Annotated in this window: 14 protein-coding genes; 12 read left to right on the top strand and 2 right to left on the bottom strand. The window is 60.0% G+C overall.

Going from position 1 to position 14287, the window contains the following annotated elements:
- Positions 1–118: 118 nt before the first annotated feature.
- The 5 genes from FEE99_RS13295 (at position 119) to FEE99_RS13275 (ending at position 5606) form a co-directional block, all read left to right on the top strand.
- The gene (locus FEE99_RS13295; protein ID WP_016773758.1) at positions 119–622 is read left to right on the top strand and encodes an ureidoglycolate lyase; all 504 of its coding nucleotides are present in this window, start codon (positions 119–121) and stop codon (positions 620–622) included.
- Positions 623–673: 51 nt separating this feature from the next.
- The gene (locus FEE99_RS13290) at positions 674–1987 is read left to right on the top strand and encodes a urate hydroxylase PuuD (protein WP_016773757.1); all 1314 of its coding nucleotides are present in this window, start codon (positions 674–676) and stop codon (positions 1985–1987) included.
- A gap of 161 nt (positions 1988–2148) precedes the next feature.
- The gene (locus FEE99_RS13285; RefSeq protein WP_041479326.1) at positions 2149–3501 is read left to right on the top strand and encodes a nucleobase:cation symporter-2 family protein; all 1353 of its coding nucleotides are present in this window, start codon (positions 2149–2151) and stop codon (positions 3499–3501) included.
- A 162-nt stretch (positions 3502–3663) separates the two neighbouring features.
- Positions 3664–4449 (top strand): outer membrane protein OmpK, encoded by a 786-nt coding sequence (locus tag FEE99_RS13280; RefSeq protein ID WP_041479324.1) that lies wholly within the window; start codon positions 3664–3666, stop codon positions 4447–4449.
- 371 nt (positions 4450–4820) lie between these two features.
- Complete coding sequence (locus FEE99_RS13275) at positions 4821–5606, top strand: outer membrane protein OmpK (RefSeq protein WP_041479323.1); 786 nt, start codon at positions 4821–4823, stop codon at positions 5604–5606.
- Positions 5607–5697: 91 nt separating this feature from the next.
- Here FEE99_RS13275 and FEE99_RS13270 read toward each other — a convergent pair whose 3' ends face one another.
- Entirely contained in the window at positions 5698–6870 is a 1173-nt protein-coding gene (locus tag FEE99_RS13270; protein WP_041479321.1) for a patatin-like phospholipase family protein, read from the bottom strand.
- A 35-nt stretch (positions 6871–6905) separates the two neighbouring features.
- Positions 6906–7838 carry a lipid A biosynthesis lauroyl acyltransferase gene (locus FEE99_RS13265; protein WP_041479319.1) on the bottom strand — a complete coding sequence of 311 codons (933 nt, stop codon included), beginning with the start codon at positions 7836–7838 and terminating at the stop codon, positions 6906–6908.
- Positions 7839–7955: 117 nt separating this feature from the next.
- On the opposite strand from FEE99_RS13265, the gene minC reads away from it, so the two are divergent.
- From minC to FEE99_RS13230, 7 genes are all read left to right on the top strand, one after another.
- Positions 7956–8693, top strand: coding sequence for a septum site-determining protein MinC (gene minC / locus FEE99_RS13260; protein WP_041479318.1), 738 nt, complete (start codon positions 7956–7958; stop codon positions 8691–8693).
- 169 nt (positions 8694–8862) lie between these two features.
- The gene (minD, locus tag FEE99_RS13255) at positions 8863–9675 is read left to right on the top strand and encodes a septum site-determining protein MinD (protein WP_007913953.1); all 813 of its coding nucleotides are present in this window, start codon (positions 8863–8865) and stop codon (positions 9673–9675) included.
- Positions 9675–9929 (top strand): cell division topological specificity factor MinE, encoded by a 255-nt coding sequence (gene minE, locus FEE99_RS13250; protein WP_003223146.1) that lies wholly within the window; start codon positions 9675–9677, stop codon positions 9927–9929. The genes minD and minE overlap by 1 nt, the downstream gene beginning before the upstream one ends.
- A gap of 169 nt (positions 9930–10098) precedes the next feature.
- The gene (locus tag FEE99_RS13245) at positions 10099–10734 is read left to right on the top strand and encodes an RluA family pseudouridine synthase (protein ID WP_143979098.1); all 636 of its coding nucleotides are present in this window, start codon (positions 10099–10101) and stop codon (positions 10732–10734) included.
- Positions 10735–10886: 152 nt separating this feature from the next.
- Positions 10887–11729, top strand: a complete 843-nt coding sequence (locus FEE99_RS13240) for a hypothetical protein (protein WP_041479315.1) — start codon at positions 10887–10889, stop codon at positions 11727–11729.
- Positions 11730–11842: 113 nt separating this feature from the next.
- The gene (locus tag FEE99_RS13235; protein ID WP_447121768.1) at positions 11843–12916 is read left to right on the top strand and encodes a hypothetical protein; all 1074 of its coding nucleotides are present in this window, start codon (positions 11843–11845) and stop codon (positions 12914–12916) included.
- Positions 12917–12994: 78 nt separating this feature from the next.
- Positions 12995–14284, top strand: a complete 1290-nt coding sequence (locus FEE99_RS13230) for a M18 family aminopeptidase (protein ID WP_041479312.1) — start codon at positions 12995–12997, stop codon at positions 14282–14284.
- Positions 14285–14287 lie beyond the last annotated feature (3 nt).

The following is a 14287-nucleotide window of genomic DNA, read 5'->3' as shown; positions in this document are numbered from 1 at the left end:
TCTGCGTGGGAATGCATCACTGGACGCTCTGCGTCCGCTTTGGATGTGACGCGGAGCGTCACGGGCTGCATTCCCACGCAGAGCGTGGGAACGATCACTCAACGAAAAGAAGAACAGCATGCGCACATTGACGATTGAACCGCTGACCAAAGAAGCCTTCGCCCCTTTCGGTGACGTGATCGAAACCGACGGCAGCGATCACTTCATGATCAACAACGGTTCGACCATGCGCTTCCACAAACTGGCGACGGTCGAAACCGCGACGCCTGAGGACAACGCAATCATCAGCATTTTCCGCGCCGATGCGCAGGACATGCCGCTGACCGTTTGCATGCTGGAACGCCATCCGCTGGGCAGCCAGGCTTTCATTCCGCTGCTCGGCAACCCCTTTCTGATCGTGGTCGCGCCAGTTGGCGATGAACCTGTATCAGGCTTGGTCCGCGCCTTCGTCACCAACGGCAGGCAGGGCATCAATTACCATCGCGGCGTCTGGCACCACCCGGTGCTGACGATCGAAAAGCGGGATGACTTCCTGGTGGTTGATCGCAGTGGCACAGGCAATAACTGCGATGAGCATTTTTTCAAAGAGGATGAGCGGTTGATCCTCGCCCCCCACCAATAAGAGAAGGTCTGATCACTCGACAACAAGAGTGACAGGCGAGAGGTAAAGACTGTGGAAGCACATCTGTTGGAATGGCTGAACCTGAGCGTGCGCTGGGTTCACATGATCACTGGCGTGGCCTGGATCGGCGCGTCGTTCTACTTCGTCTGGCTGGAGAACAACCTCAACCGCGTCAACCCGAAAACCGGTCTGGCCGGTGATCTGTGGGCGATCCACGGCGGCGGCATCTACCACCTGGAAAAATACAAACTGGCCCCACCGTCCATGCCGGACAACCTGCACTGGTTCAAGTGGGAAGCCTACTTCACCTGGATGTCGGGGATCGCGCTGCTGTGCGTGGTGTTCTACTCCAATCCGGTGCTCTACCTCGTGGCACCCGGCAGTGGCCTCAGCGGTCCTGAAGGCGTGGCCATCGGTATCGGCTCGCTGATCGTCGGCTGGTTTGTCTACGACTTCCTCTGCGATTCGGCCCTGGGCAAGAAACCCGCCCTGCTCGGCTTCATCCTGTTCGTGCTGATCATTGCCGCCGCCTATGGCTTCAGCAAAGTGTTCAGCGGTCGGGGTGCGTACCTGCACGTCGGCGCGATCATCGGCACCATCATGGTCGGCAACGTGTTCCGCATCATCATGCCGGCGCAACGGGCACTGGTCGCGGCGATCGCCGAGAACCGCACGCCGGATCCGGCCCTGCCGGCCAAGGGTCTGCTGCGTTCGCGTCACAACAACTACTTCACCCTGCCAGTGCTGTTCATCATGATCAGCAACCACTTCCCGAGCACTTACGGCAGCCAGTACAACTGGTTGATCCTCGCCGGGATCGCGGTGTTGGCGGTATTGGTGCGTCACTACTTCAACACCCGTCACGACAGCCACAAGTTTGCCTGGACCCTGCCGGTGGCAGCGGTGGGCATGATCTGCCTGGCCTACGTCACTGGTCCGACGCCGATGTCGACTGCACCTGAAGTGGCCAAGGCGCCAGCGAAAATCGAGTACCAACCGCTGCCGGAAACGGCACTGGGCGGTGGCGCGAAGCCGGCCGAAGCGGCGCAACCTGCGGCACCCGCAGCTCCTGCGGCGGCACCCGCGCAAGCCTCGAATGCCGGCCCCGGTTTCGACAAGGTGCACAACGTGATTCAAGAGCGTTGCACGGTGTGCCATTCGTCCAAGCCGACCAGCCCGTTGTTCAGCGCAGCCCCGGCCGGTGTGATGTTCGACACTCCCGAGCAGATCCGCCAGAACGCCGCGCGCATTCAGGCGCAAGCCATCACCACGCAGATCATGCCACTGGGCAACATCACTCAGATGACCCAGCAGGAACGTGACCTGATCGGTGCCTGGATTGCCCAGGGAGCGCAAACCAATTAATCGTTAAAAGCATCGCGAGCAGGCTCACGCCTACAGAGATCCTGTGGGAGCGAGCCTGCTCGCGAATAGCCGCCGAAACGCGGTCCTCCTGATGCAAAGAAACAGCTGCAAGCAACCCGGCAGCTGTTAATCACAAGAATAAAAAAGATCCGAGGTGTTGCATGTCCGAGCTGTCCAAAGCGCGCATCCCCGACGCACCCGCCATTCAGCGTTTGCCCCTTTTGCAACTGATCCTGGTCGGTCTGCAACATGTTCTGCTGATGTACGGCGGTGCCATCGCGGTGCCGCTGATCATTGGACAGGCCGCTGGCCTGAGTCGTGAAGAAATCGCCTTCCTGATCAACGCCGACCTGCTCGTCGCCGGCATCGCCACTATCGTGCAGTCGCTCGGCATCGGCCCGATGGGCATTCGCATGCCGGTGATGATGGGCGCCAGTTTCGCTGCGGTCGGCAGCATGGTGGCCATGGCCGGCATGCCCGGCATCGGTCTGCAAGGGATCTTCGGTGCGACGATAGCTGCCGGTTTCTTCGGCATGCTGATCGCGCCGTTCATGTCCAAGGTCGTGCGTTTCTTCCCGCCACTGGTGACCGGCACGGTCATCACCTCGATCGGTTTATCGCTGTTCCCCGTGGCCGTGAACTGGGCCGGTGGCGGTGTCGACGCCGCGCAATTCGGTTCGCCGATTTATCTGGCCATCGCTGCGCTGGTGCTGGCGACCATTCTGTTGGTTCACCGCTTCATGCGCGGATTCTGGGTCAATATTTCGGTGCTGATCGGCATGTGCCTGGGCTACGTACTGTGCGGCGTGATCGGCATGGTCGACCTCAGCGGCATGGCCAGCGCACCGTGGGTTCAGTTCGTCACCCCGATGCATTTCGGCATGCCCAAGTTCGAGCTGGCACCGATTCTGTCGATGTGTCTGGTGGTGGTGATCATCTTCGTCGAGTCCACCGGGATGTTTCTCGCGCTGGGCAAGATCACCGGCCAGGAAGTCTGCCCGCGCATGCTCCGTCGTGGCTTGTTGTGCGATGCCGGCGCGTCGTTTTTCGCCGGTTTCTTCAACACCTTCACCCACTCCTCGTTCGCGCAGAACATCGGCCTGGTGCAGATGACCGGCGTGCGCTGCCGTTCGGTGACCATCGTTGCCGGCGGCCTGCTGATCGTCCTCAGCCTGTTGCCGAAAGCGGCGTTTCTGGTGGCATCGATTCCACCGGCGGTGTTGGGCGGCGCGGCGATTGCGATGTTCGGCATGGTCGCGGCCACTGGCATCAAGATCCTGCAAGAGGCCGACATCGGTGACCGCCGCAATCAGTTGCTGGTCGCGGTAAGCATCGGCATGGGCCTGATCCCGGTGGTACGTCCGGAATTCTTCGCCCACTTGCCCATGTGGATGAGCCCGATCACCCACAGCGGCATCGCCATGGCCACCCTCAGCGCGCTGACCCTGAACCTGCTGTTCAACATCCTCGGCGGCAAGGAGCGTGCGGCGATCAATGATTGCCATGCGCACTGATTGAAACCACCACACCACCTGTGGGAGCGAGCCTGCTCGCGAAAGCGCTGTGTCATTCAACATTGATGGCGACCGACACAACCGCTTCGCGAGCAGGCTCGCTCCCACAGGGACTACGCAACTGCTTGTGCCTCAAACAATAAAAACAACAGGGAGCAACAGATGATCCGCACGCAAAGCAACGTTCTGTTGAGTGGCGGCCTGCTGGCCGCGAGTCAGGCCATGGCCGGCGATCTGCTGCTGTGGCAGAGCAACAGCCTCAGCTATCTGTACGGCAAGAATTTCGCGATCAACCCCTCGTATCAGCAGACGGTCACCTTCGAGCACGCCGACAAGTGGAAGTACGGCGACAATTTTCTGTTCGTCGACAAGATCTTCTACAACGGCAAGGAAGACCCGAACAAAGGGCCGCATACTTTCTACGGCGAGTTCACCCCGCGTCTGTCCTTCGGCAAGATCCTCGACCGCAAGATCGAGTTCGGCCCGATCAAGGATGTGCTGTTGGCGATGACCTACGAGTACGGCGAAGGCGAAACGGAGGCCTATCTGATCGGCCCCGGCTTCGACCTGAAAGTGCCCGGCTTCAACTACGTCACCCTGAACATTTTCCGCCGCCAGACCGAAGGCCCGCGGCCCGGCGATGGTGTCTGGCAGATCACCCCCGCATGGTCCTACAGCTTTGCGCTGGGCAATTCCGATGTGCTGATCGACGGCTACCTCGACTGGGTCGTCGACAACGACGAAAACTCGCGCGGCACCTACCACGCCAACCTGCACATCAATCCGCAGATCAAATACGACCTCGGCAAAGCCATGGGCTGGAGCCAGAAACAGGTATACGTCGGCACCGAGTACAGCTACTGGAAGAACAAATACGGCATTGAAAACAGCCACGCGTTCGATACCAACCAGAACACCGCCAGCCTGCTGCTAAAGGTGCACTTCTGAGATGGCCCGCAACCGTGCGCCATGCTTGCCGTCGGTGCTCTGTTGCAGGGCACTTGAGCGTTGGCCGAGGAGTCAGTATTCTCCGCGGCCTTCCGAATTCGCTCTAAAAAAAAGCCTGAATTCAATTTCTGACCGAAAAGCCAACTTATCCCGGCTGCGGTCAGTCCTGAGGCATCCCGAAAACACGCTCGTCGACTGTTTTTCAGCAGCCGAACGGGCGTTTTTTGGTTTTTCAAAAGCCTTGGCGCAGCTTTTGCTACCAGCATTCAAAGCTGACCGATCGGATGAAATTTGCGGTACGAAAAAAGGCGCCACATCAGAGCGCCGATCTTAAAAAAATAACGTGGAACACCTACTTTGGGAGCAACCGAATGAAACGTATGTGCACCAGCCTGATGCTGGCCGGATCGATGTTCGCCGGCGGCCAGGCGATGGCCGAAGGCCTGCTGCAGTGGCAGAACAACAGCCTGACCTACCTGTATGGCAAGGACTTCCAGGTCAACCCGCGCATTCAGCAGACCGTGACCTTCGAGCACGCCGATGCGTGGAAGTATGGGGACAACTTCCTGTTCATCGACAAGATCTTCTACAACGGCAAGGATGATGGCGGCGTCGGCTCCAACACCTACTACGGCGAGCTCAGCCCGCGCCTGTCGTTCGGCAAGATCTTCGATCAGAAATTGGCCTTTGGTCCGGTGACTGACGTGTTGCTGGCCATGACCTACGAGTTCGGTGAAGGCGATACCGAGTCGTACCTGATCGGTCCGGGCTTCGACCTGGCGGTTCCTGGCTTCGACTACTTCCAGCTGAACTTCTATCAGCGTCACACCCAGGGCGCACGCGCCGGTGACAATGTCTGGCAGATCACCCCGGTGTGGTCCTACACCATTCCGGTGGGCAAATCGAACATCCTCATCGACGGCTTCATGGACTGGGTGGTCGACAACGACTCCAATTCCAAGGGCGACTACCACGCCAATCTGCACTTCAACCCGCAGGTCAAATACGACCTGGGCAAGGCGCTGAATTTCGGCGAGAAGCAGTTGTATGTCGGTGTCGAGTACGACTACTGGTCGGACAAGTACGGGATCAAGGACAGCCAGTACTTCAAGACCGATCAGAGCACCACAAGCTTCCTGGTCAAGTTCCACTTCTGACCCTGAAAGCTTCGCGAGCAGGCTCGCTCCCACATTCAGACCGAGTTCCAATGTGGGAGCGAGCCTGCTCGCGAAGGCCTCACCGCAGATTTCAGGCAGGAGCCACCGCTTCAGATATCCGCAAAAACCGGCACAGCTCCTCGCGCTTGGCCAACGCATCCCGCCGTCCCAACTCGATCAACTCGCTGCAATACCCGGCCTCGAACAGCAGGTAACTGAGCACCCCCGCCCCGCTCGTCTTCGTTGCCCCCGGCCCGCGCAGAAACAGGCGCAACGCCGCCGGTAACTCCTGGCGATGCCGCGCGGCGATTTCGTCGATCGGCTGACTCGGCGCAATCACCAGCACTTCCACGGGCGCCACACCCAGCGCGCGAGTGGGTGTGCCGGCCGGGAGCAAATGACTGAACTGATTCAGACGCTGCAGCAACTCGATATCGCTCTCCAGACTGTCGATGAACGTGCTGTTGAGCATGTGCCCGCCAATCTGCGCCAGCGTCGGTTGCTGGCCGCTGTAGGCGCGCTCCAGCGGCTGCTGCGGATCGACGCCGCGCGGGTTGCCGCTGACGCCCACCACCAGCACGCGACTGGCACCCAGATGCAGCGCCGGGCTGATCGGCGCCGACTGGCGCACTGCGCCGTCACCGAAATATTCCTCACCGATTTTCACCGGCGCGAACAGCAGTGGAATCGCCGAACTGGCCAACAGGTGATCGACCGACAACTGCGTCGGCACGCCAATGCGTCGATGCCGCAGCCAGGCGTCGATGGTGCCGCCGCCCTGATAGAACGTCACCGCTTGCCCCGATTCGTAGCCAAAAGCGGTCACCGCTACCGCGTGCAATTGCTTGCGCGCGATGGATTCGGCGATGCCGGGCAGGTGCAGTTTTTCCTCGAGCAGCTCGCGCAGCGGCGAACTGTTGAGCAACGCCACCGGCATCTGCCGACCGAGGCCGAGCAGGCTGTGGCTGACAAAACGGCTGGCCTGATGGATGACCCCGGGCCAGTCGCTGCGCAACACGCGGTGGCTGCGAAAGCCCTGCCAGAACTGGGTCAGGCGTTCGATGGCAGCGCGAAAATCCATGGCACCGCTGGCCAGGCTGACCGCATTGATCGCCCCGGCCGAGGTGCCGACGATCACCGGAAACGGATTGTCCGCACCGACCGGCAGCAACTCGGCAATCGCCGCCAGCACCCCGACCTGATAAGCCGCCCGAGCCCCGCCGCCGGAAAGAATCAAACCTGTGACCGGTTCAGCAGGACTCATCGCAACACTCCACAGTGCTTGTCAGTACGGGTGAATCAACGACGCTTGGGATAAAGCTTCGGCTCGCCCGGTGGGCGACTCTTGAAGCGCCGATGCGCCCACAGATACTGCTCGGGGCAGGCACGCAAAGCACTCTCGACCCACTGATTGATGCGGATGCAATCGGCCTCCTCGCTCTCGCCGGGGAAATCTTCCAGCGGCGGATGAATCACCAGACGATAACCACTGCCGTCGGCCAGACGTTCCTGAGTGAACGGCACCACCAGCGCTTTGCCCAGCCGTGCAAACTTGGTCGTCGCAGTGACGGTGGCGGCCTGAATGCCGAACAGCGGCACGAAGATGCTCTGCTTGGCGCCGTAATCCTGATCCGGCGCATACCAGATCGCCCGTCCCGAGCGCAGCAGTTTGAGCATGCCGCGCACGTCATCGCGCTCCACCGCCAGCGAATCGAGATTGTGCCGCTCGCGGCCACGGCGCTGGACGAAGTCGAACAAGGGGTTTTTGTGTTCGCGGTACATTCCGTCGATGGTGTGCTGCTGGCCGAGCAGCGCCGCGCCGATTTCCAGGGTGGTGAAATGCGCGGCCATGAGAATCACGCCTTTGCCTTCGCGCTGGGCCTTCTGCAGATGTTCAAGGCCTTCGACGTGGGCCAGTTTCGCCAGACGCTCGCGCGACCACCACCAGCTCATCGCCATCTCGAAGAAGGCGATGCCGGTGGAGGCGAAGTTTTCCTTGAGCAGGCGTTTGCGCTCAGCGGCGGATTTTTCCGGAAAGCACAATTCCAGATTGCGCCGGGCGATGGTTCGCCGGTCGCTGGCGACGCGATACATCAACGCGCCCAAAACTCGACCGATGGTCAGCAACGCCGGATACGGCAACTGCACGATCAGCCACAAAAGCCCCAGGCCGCACCAGAGCGGCCAGAAGCGCGGAGCAAGATATGCTTTTCGAAAACGCGGGCGATCCATTAAAGCTTCCGTAAATACAGTGGCCGCGCATTCTACATCGTTCGACCCGGCTTGCGGCTCGCGGGCGTTCTCGTTATAAGTCTCGGCACTTTTAGTGACAAGCCGTTGTATGCCGACATGAGCCAAACCGACCCGTTAGACCAAGATCCCGTATTCCAGCTCAAGGGCAGCATGCTGGCCATCACTGTGCTGGAACTGGCCCGTAACGACCTCGAAAGCCTCGATCGGCAATTGGCCGCCAAAGTCGCCCAGGCGCCGAATTTTTTCAGCAATGCACCGCTGGTTCTGGCGCTGGACAAACTGCCGCCGAACCAGGGCGCGGTTGACCTGCCGGGGCTGATGCGCGTCTGCCGTCAGCACGGTCTGCGTACCCTGGCCATTCGCGCCAGCCGCATCGAAGACATCGCCGCCGCCATCGCCATCGACATCCCCGTGCTACCGCCCTCCGGCGCCCGCGAGCGTCCGCTGGAGACGCCGGAAGCCGAAGTCAAAAAGAAGCCGGAAAAGCCGCCTGAGCCGACCGTCAAACCGACCCGCGTAATCACCACGCCAGTACGTGGTGGCCAGCAGATATATGCCCAGGGTGGCGATCTGGTCGTGGTCTCTTCGGTCAGTCCGGGGGCGGAACTTCTCGCCGATGGCAACATCCATGTATACGGCCCGATGCGCGGCCGTGCGCTGGCCGGCGTCAAAGGTGACACCAAGGCACGGATTTTCTGTCAGCAATTGAGCGCTGAACTGATCTCCATCGCCGGTCATTACAAGGTCTCCGAGGATTTGCGTCGCGATCCGATGTGGGGCTCGGGCGTCCAGGTCAGCCTGTCAGGCGACGTGTTGAACATCATTCGGCTTTAACGGATACTGCCGCATTTTCCAAGCATCTCTAAAACGTAGCGAAAACGGCTCAAACGAAGTAGGAAAAAGGCTCAAAGCCAAATTCCAGCCAAGGCTGTCCGACTGCAGTAGTTTTCAAGAGATGTTTTTCAGGGGCTGAACAGTCCTTCTTCCTTAGGGGTGAAACACCTTGGCCAAGATTCTCGTGGTTACATCCGGCAAGGGTGGTGTGGGTAAGACCACCACCAGCGCCGCTATCGGTACCGGTCTCGCTCTGCGCGGCCACAAAACAGTGATCGTCGACTTCGACGTGGGCTTGCGTAACCTCGACCTGATCATGGGTTGCGAGCGCCGCGTGGTGTATGACTTCGTCAACGTGGTAAACGGCGAAGCCAACCTGCAACAGGCACTGATCAAAGACAAGCGCCTGGAAAACCTCTACGTACTGGCGGCCAGCCAGACCCGCGACAAAGACGCGCTGACCGTCGAAGGCGTGGAAAAAGTCCTGATGGAGCTCAAGGAACAATTCGAGTTCGTCGTCTGCGATTCCCCGGCGGGCATCGAGAAAGGTGCGCACCTGGCCATGTATTTCGCCGATGAAGCGATCGTCGTGACCAACCCGGAAGTCTCCTCGGTACGTGACTCGGACCGCATGCTCGGCCTGCTGGCGAGCAAATCGCGCCGCGCCGAACGTGGCGAAGACCCGATCAAGGAACACCTGCTGATCACCCGCTACCACCCGGAGCGTGTCGAGAAGGGCGAGATGCTTGGCGTTGAAGACGTCAAGGAGATCCTCTCGGTGACCCTGCTCGGCGTCATCCCGGAATCCCAGGCGGTACTCAAGGCTTCCAACCAGGGCGTGCCAGTGATTCTCGACGACCAGAGCGATGCCGGTCAGGCTTACAGCGATACCGTCGACCGCCTGCTGGGCAAAGAAAAAGCCCACCGATTCCTCGATGTCGAGAAGAAGGGATTCTTCGAGCGCCTGTTTGGAGGTAGGTAATGAACCTTTTTGACTTCTTTCGTGCCAACAAAAAGCCAAGTACCGCCTCGGTAGCGAAAGAGCGTCTACAGATCATCGTGGCGCATGAGCGCGGCCAGCGCAGCACGCCGGATTACCTGCCAGCCTTGCAGAAGGAACTGGTCGACGTGATCCGCAAGTACGTCAACATCGGCAACGACGACGTACATGTTGCACTGGAAAGCCAGGGCAGTTGCTCGATTCTGGAACTCAACATCACCCTGCCCGATCGCTGAGTCGATTTGGCAGTCGCTACGGCGGCTCGGGCTGTTGATGCTCGTGTAGGAGCTGCCGAAGGCTGCGATCTTTTGATCTTCAAAGTCAAAAGATCGCAGCCTTCGGCAGCTCCTACAGAGTTATCGGCAGTCCCGAGCCGCCGTTGGCATTTGTTACGAGGCTGTTTTAATGCCGCTGTCCAACATCTGCATCATTCATGAGGACGCCGCCGTACTGGTGGTCGACAAACCGACCCTGCTGCTCTCGGTGCCCGGTCGCGCTGACGACAACAAGGACTGCCTGATTACCCGCCTGCAGGAAAACGGCTACCCGGAAGCGCGCATCGTTCATCGCCTGGACTGGGAAACCTCCGGGATCATCCTGCTGGCCCGTGACGCCGACACTCATCGCGAACTGTCGCGGCAGTTTCACGATCGCGAAACCGAAAAGGCCTACACCGCTTTGGCCTGGGGTCAGCCGGAACTGGACAGCGGCAGCATCGATCTGCCCCTGCGCTACGATCCGCCGACCAAGCCGCGACACGTGGTCGATCACGAATTCGGCAAGCATGCGCTGACCTTCTGGAAGGTGCTGGAACGTTGCGGCGACTGGTGCCGTGTCGAACTGACACCGATTACCGGCCGCTCGCATCAACTGCGCGTGCACATGTTGTCGATCGGCCATCCGTTGCTCGGTGACGGACTCTACGCCCACGAGCAAGCGCTGGCGGCCTGGCCGCGTCTGTGCCTGCACGCGAGCATGCTCAGCTTCACTCATCCGCAGACCGGCGAGCGCCTGCGCTTCGAGTGCCCGGCTCCGTTCTGAACTGCGTGAATACTTTAAAAGCCCTTCGCAATGAAGGGCTTTTTTTGTGCTGCCAGAATTCCACCGGCAATAGATTGACGTAAAGAACTGTCATAAAATTGTAATCAAATATAAAATCATGGCACTTCGATATCAGGCAGGAGGCCTTTCCCGTGTTCTGCAGCAAAACACTTCAATCCGAATACCCGATCGTCTACGCATTCGGTAACACGACCCTGCACTTGAGCGAAGCACCCAGCATCCAGGCACGCCAGGCCCTGGAGCAGCTCATTAAAAAACGCCGCGCGCACAAACTGACCCGGGCCAGCGCACCGTTGTCGTCCTGTGAAACACCACTTTTTGCCAAGGTCCAGCCATTGGACACGTTCAAGGCAAAGGTGCGGGTGAGCCTGAACAAACCGCAACGCAACGGGCGCTTCGACTGGCCGCTCGAAGAACTGATGAATTCCCTCGAAGCTCAGCGCCGGGGCGTGGAGATGCCTCCACTGAAGGGCTATGGCTATACCCGCAGCAGACTCGGCCTGACCGAGGAGTTCTTCCTGCTGACTCACCTGCTCGAAGGCCATATTGATGGGGCCGAGTGCATCAGACGCAATCCCGAAAACATCGAAGCCTTTATCCTCGACGCTTTTCAACTGCTCAGCTCGCTCGCCAGCAAGAACATCACCCACATGGATTTCTGGGTGGGCAACATCATGGTGCCCGAGCAAACGCACAGGCCACTCAAAGCCATCGACTTTGAAAACTGCTTCGCAGGCCCGACCGCGCACGCAAGTGAAACCCTCGGTTTTCAACTCGGCTTCTTCTATCGTCGGGATATCTACAAATTCATCACCGAAGCCGCCTACGATCGCCTGGTAGGTCAATACCTCAGTGCACTGCCTGGCTTATCGAGAGACAGGTTCGAGGCTGTCTATCAGTTGAGCAAACATGAATACGTCGGTCGCAAGCAACGCCGTGAAGTCTTCCTCTCTGGCAGATTGATCACCGGTTGACGCCCTCCCTGGCAACACTTTGAAGCAAGTGTCCGGCCTGCAAATCAGCGGAGCAATACGGTAAACTCGCGCCCCCCGCCGTATGGAGCCGCTTATGCGCGAAGCCTTCCCCCCTGGAAAAAGTACCGCACCAGCTGCTCTACCTGATCTATGGCGACAAAGACGTTTATCGGCGCGAGGCGAAATTCAGCATCCTCACCGCCCTTGCACAACTGCAGCCAGATGAATCGTTGTTCATCCGAGTGCTGACCGATCGTCCGCAGGACTATGCCGGCTGGCCGGTCGATACCGTCCCTTTGAGCGAGCAGACCCTGATCCAGTGGCAGGGCGAGAACGGCTACCACCACCGCCGCAAAGCGTGCGCCATTGCACTGGGCCTGACGCTTGCCGAAAAAACCCTGTTTGTCGACACCGACACGCTGTTTCTCGGTTCGCCGCACCGGCTGTTCAGCATGATCACGCCCGGCCGTTACGTGATGGACCGCTTCGAATATGACTGGAGTTACGTCTGTAACCGTGCGGACTACGAAAAACTCGCGCGCTGCCTGCAAGTCCACGGCATCTCGTCGACGAACAGCTTCAAGCTCTACAACAGCGGCTTGTGCGGCGTCACCGATGGCGATGCAGCGCTGCTGGAGAAATCGATCCGGCTGATCGATGAGTGGACGCAGGACCCGTTCGACATCCATACGATCGAACAGATTGCACTGTCGTTTGCCATGCGCGACCAGCCGATCCAGGAAGCGAAGAAATTCATCTATCACTACTTCGCCGACAAGAACTTCTTCCACGCCATGCAGAAACATTTTTTCGCCCGTTACGGCGAGGCCTTCCACCCCGAACTGCCAGAGCTGTGCAACGAGGTTCCGCGCAGCAAACCCGTTCCCTCAACCTGGGAGCGCCTGCGCATCAAGTGGAAGCTGCGCAAAAAGCGCGGCGGCATGAAGAAAGTCGGCCGGGCGTTGTTGTTCGGCAGTGCTGCACCTGCCCACCCGTATTACGAGATCTGCCGTCACGAATGGTGGGAATCGGCGTCGCGGGAAATCCTGCGCTGGGACAGCGTCACGCAAAAGGCCTTCTTCGGCAGCGGCAAGGGCTGGCCGAAGCACCTGCCGAAACCCGCCAGAAAGGATGATCAACAAGCCATCATTGCCTACCTGCGCAAGCGCATCGATCAGCACTCCTGAGCGTGCTTGCGCAAACCACTTGCCCAATGGCGCTGAGTGATGCGTTAAACTGCCGCCCATTGCTGTCTGGAGTTTCTTATGCGCGCAGAGTTGAACCAGGGCCTGATCGACTTTCTCAAGGCCTCCCCTACCCCGTTCCACGCCACCGCCAGCCTCGTTCAGCGTCTGGAGGCCGCCGGTTATGTGCGCCTCGACGAGCGCGAGCCATGGTCCACCGAGGCCAACGGCCGCTATTACGTCACCCGTAACGACTCCTCGATCGTCGCGATCAAAATGGGCCGCAACTCGCCACTGCACGACGGTATCCGTCTGGTCGGCGCTCACACCGACAGCCCGTGTCTGCGGGTCAAGCCGCAACCGGAACTGCAACGTCAGGGCTTCTGGCAACTGGGCGTCGAAGTCTACGGCGGCGCGCTGCTGGCGCCATGGTTCGACCGCGATCTGTCGCTGGCCGGCCGCGTGACCTTCCGCCGTGACGGCAGGGTCGAGAGCCAGTTGATCGACTTCAAGGCGCCGATCGCGATCATTCCCAACCTGGCCATTCACCTCAACCGTGAAGCCAACCAGGGCTGGGCGATCAACGCGCAGACCGAACTGCCGCCGATCCTCGCCCAGTTCGCCGGTGACGAGCGCGTCGATTTCCGCGCCGTGCTCACCGACCAACTGGCCCGCGAACACGGTTTGAACGCCGACGTGGTCCTGGATTACGAGCTGAGTTTTTACGACACGCAAAGCGCTGCGGTGATCGGCCTGAACGGCGATTTCATTGCCGGTGCGCGTCTGGACAACCTGCTGTCGTGCTACGCCGGCCTGCAAGCGTTGCTCACCGCCGAAACCGACGAGACCTGCGTGCTGGTCTGTAACGACCACGAAGAAGTCGGCTCGTGCTCGGCGTGCGGTGCCGACGGCCCGATGCTCGAACAGACTCTGCGCCGCCTGCTGCCAGAAGGCGACGAGTTCGTGCGCACTATTCAGAAATCCCTGCTGGTCTCCGCCGACAACGCCCACGGCGTGCATCCCAACTACGCGGACAAGCACGACGCCAACCACGGCCCGAAACTCAACGCCGGCCCGGTGATCAAGGTCAACAGCAACCAGCGCTACGCCACCAACAGCGAAACCGCCGGTTTCTTCCGCCACCTGTGCATGGCCGAAGAAGTCCCGGTGCAAAGCTTCGTGGTGCGCAGCGACATGGGCTGCGGCTCGACCATCGGCCCGATCACCGCCAGCCATCTGGGCGTGCGCACCGTCGACATCGGCCTGCCGACCTTCGCCATGCATTCGATTCGCGAGCTGTGCGGCAGCCATGACCTGGCGCATCTGGTGAAAGTGCTCAGTGCGTTCTATGCCAGCCGTGAATTGCCGTAACGG

Source organism: Pseudomonas sp. ef1 (assembly GCF_007293365.2).
Classification (GTDB): domain Bacteria; phylum Pseudomonadota; class Gammaproteobacteria; order Pseudomonadales; family Pseudomonadaceae; genus Aquipseudomonas; species Aquipseudomonas siliginis.
Note: the sequence above shows the minus strand (reverse complement) of the source record. Positions and strands in the feature narration are given on the sequence as shown.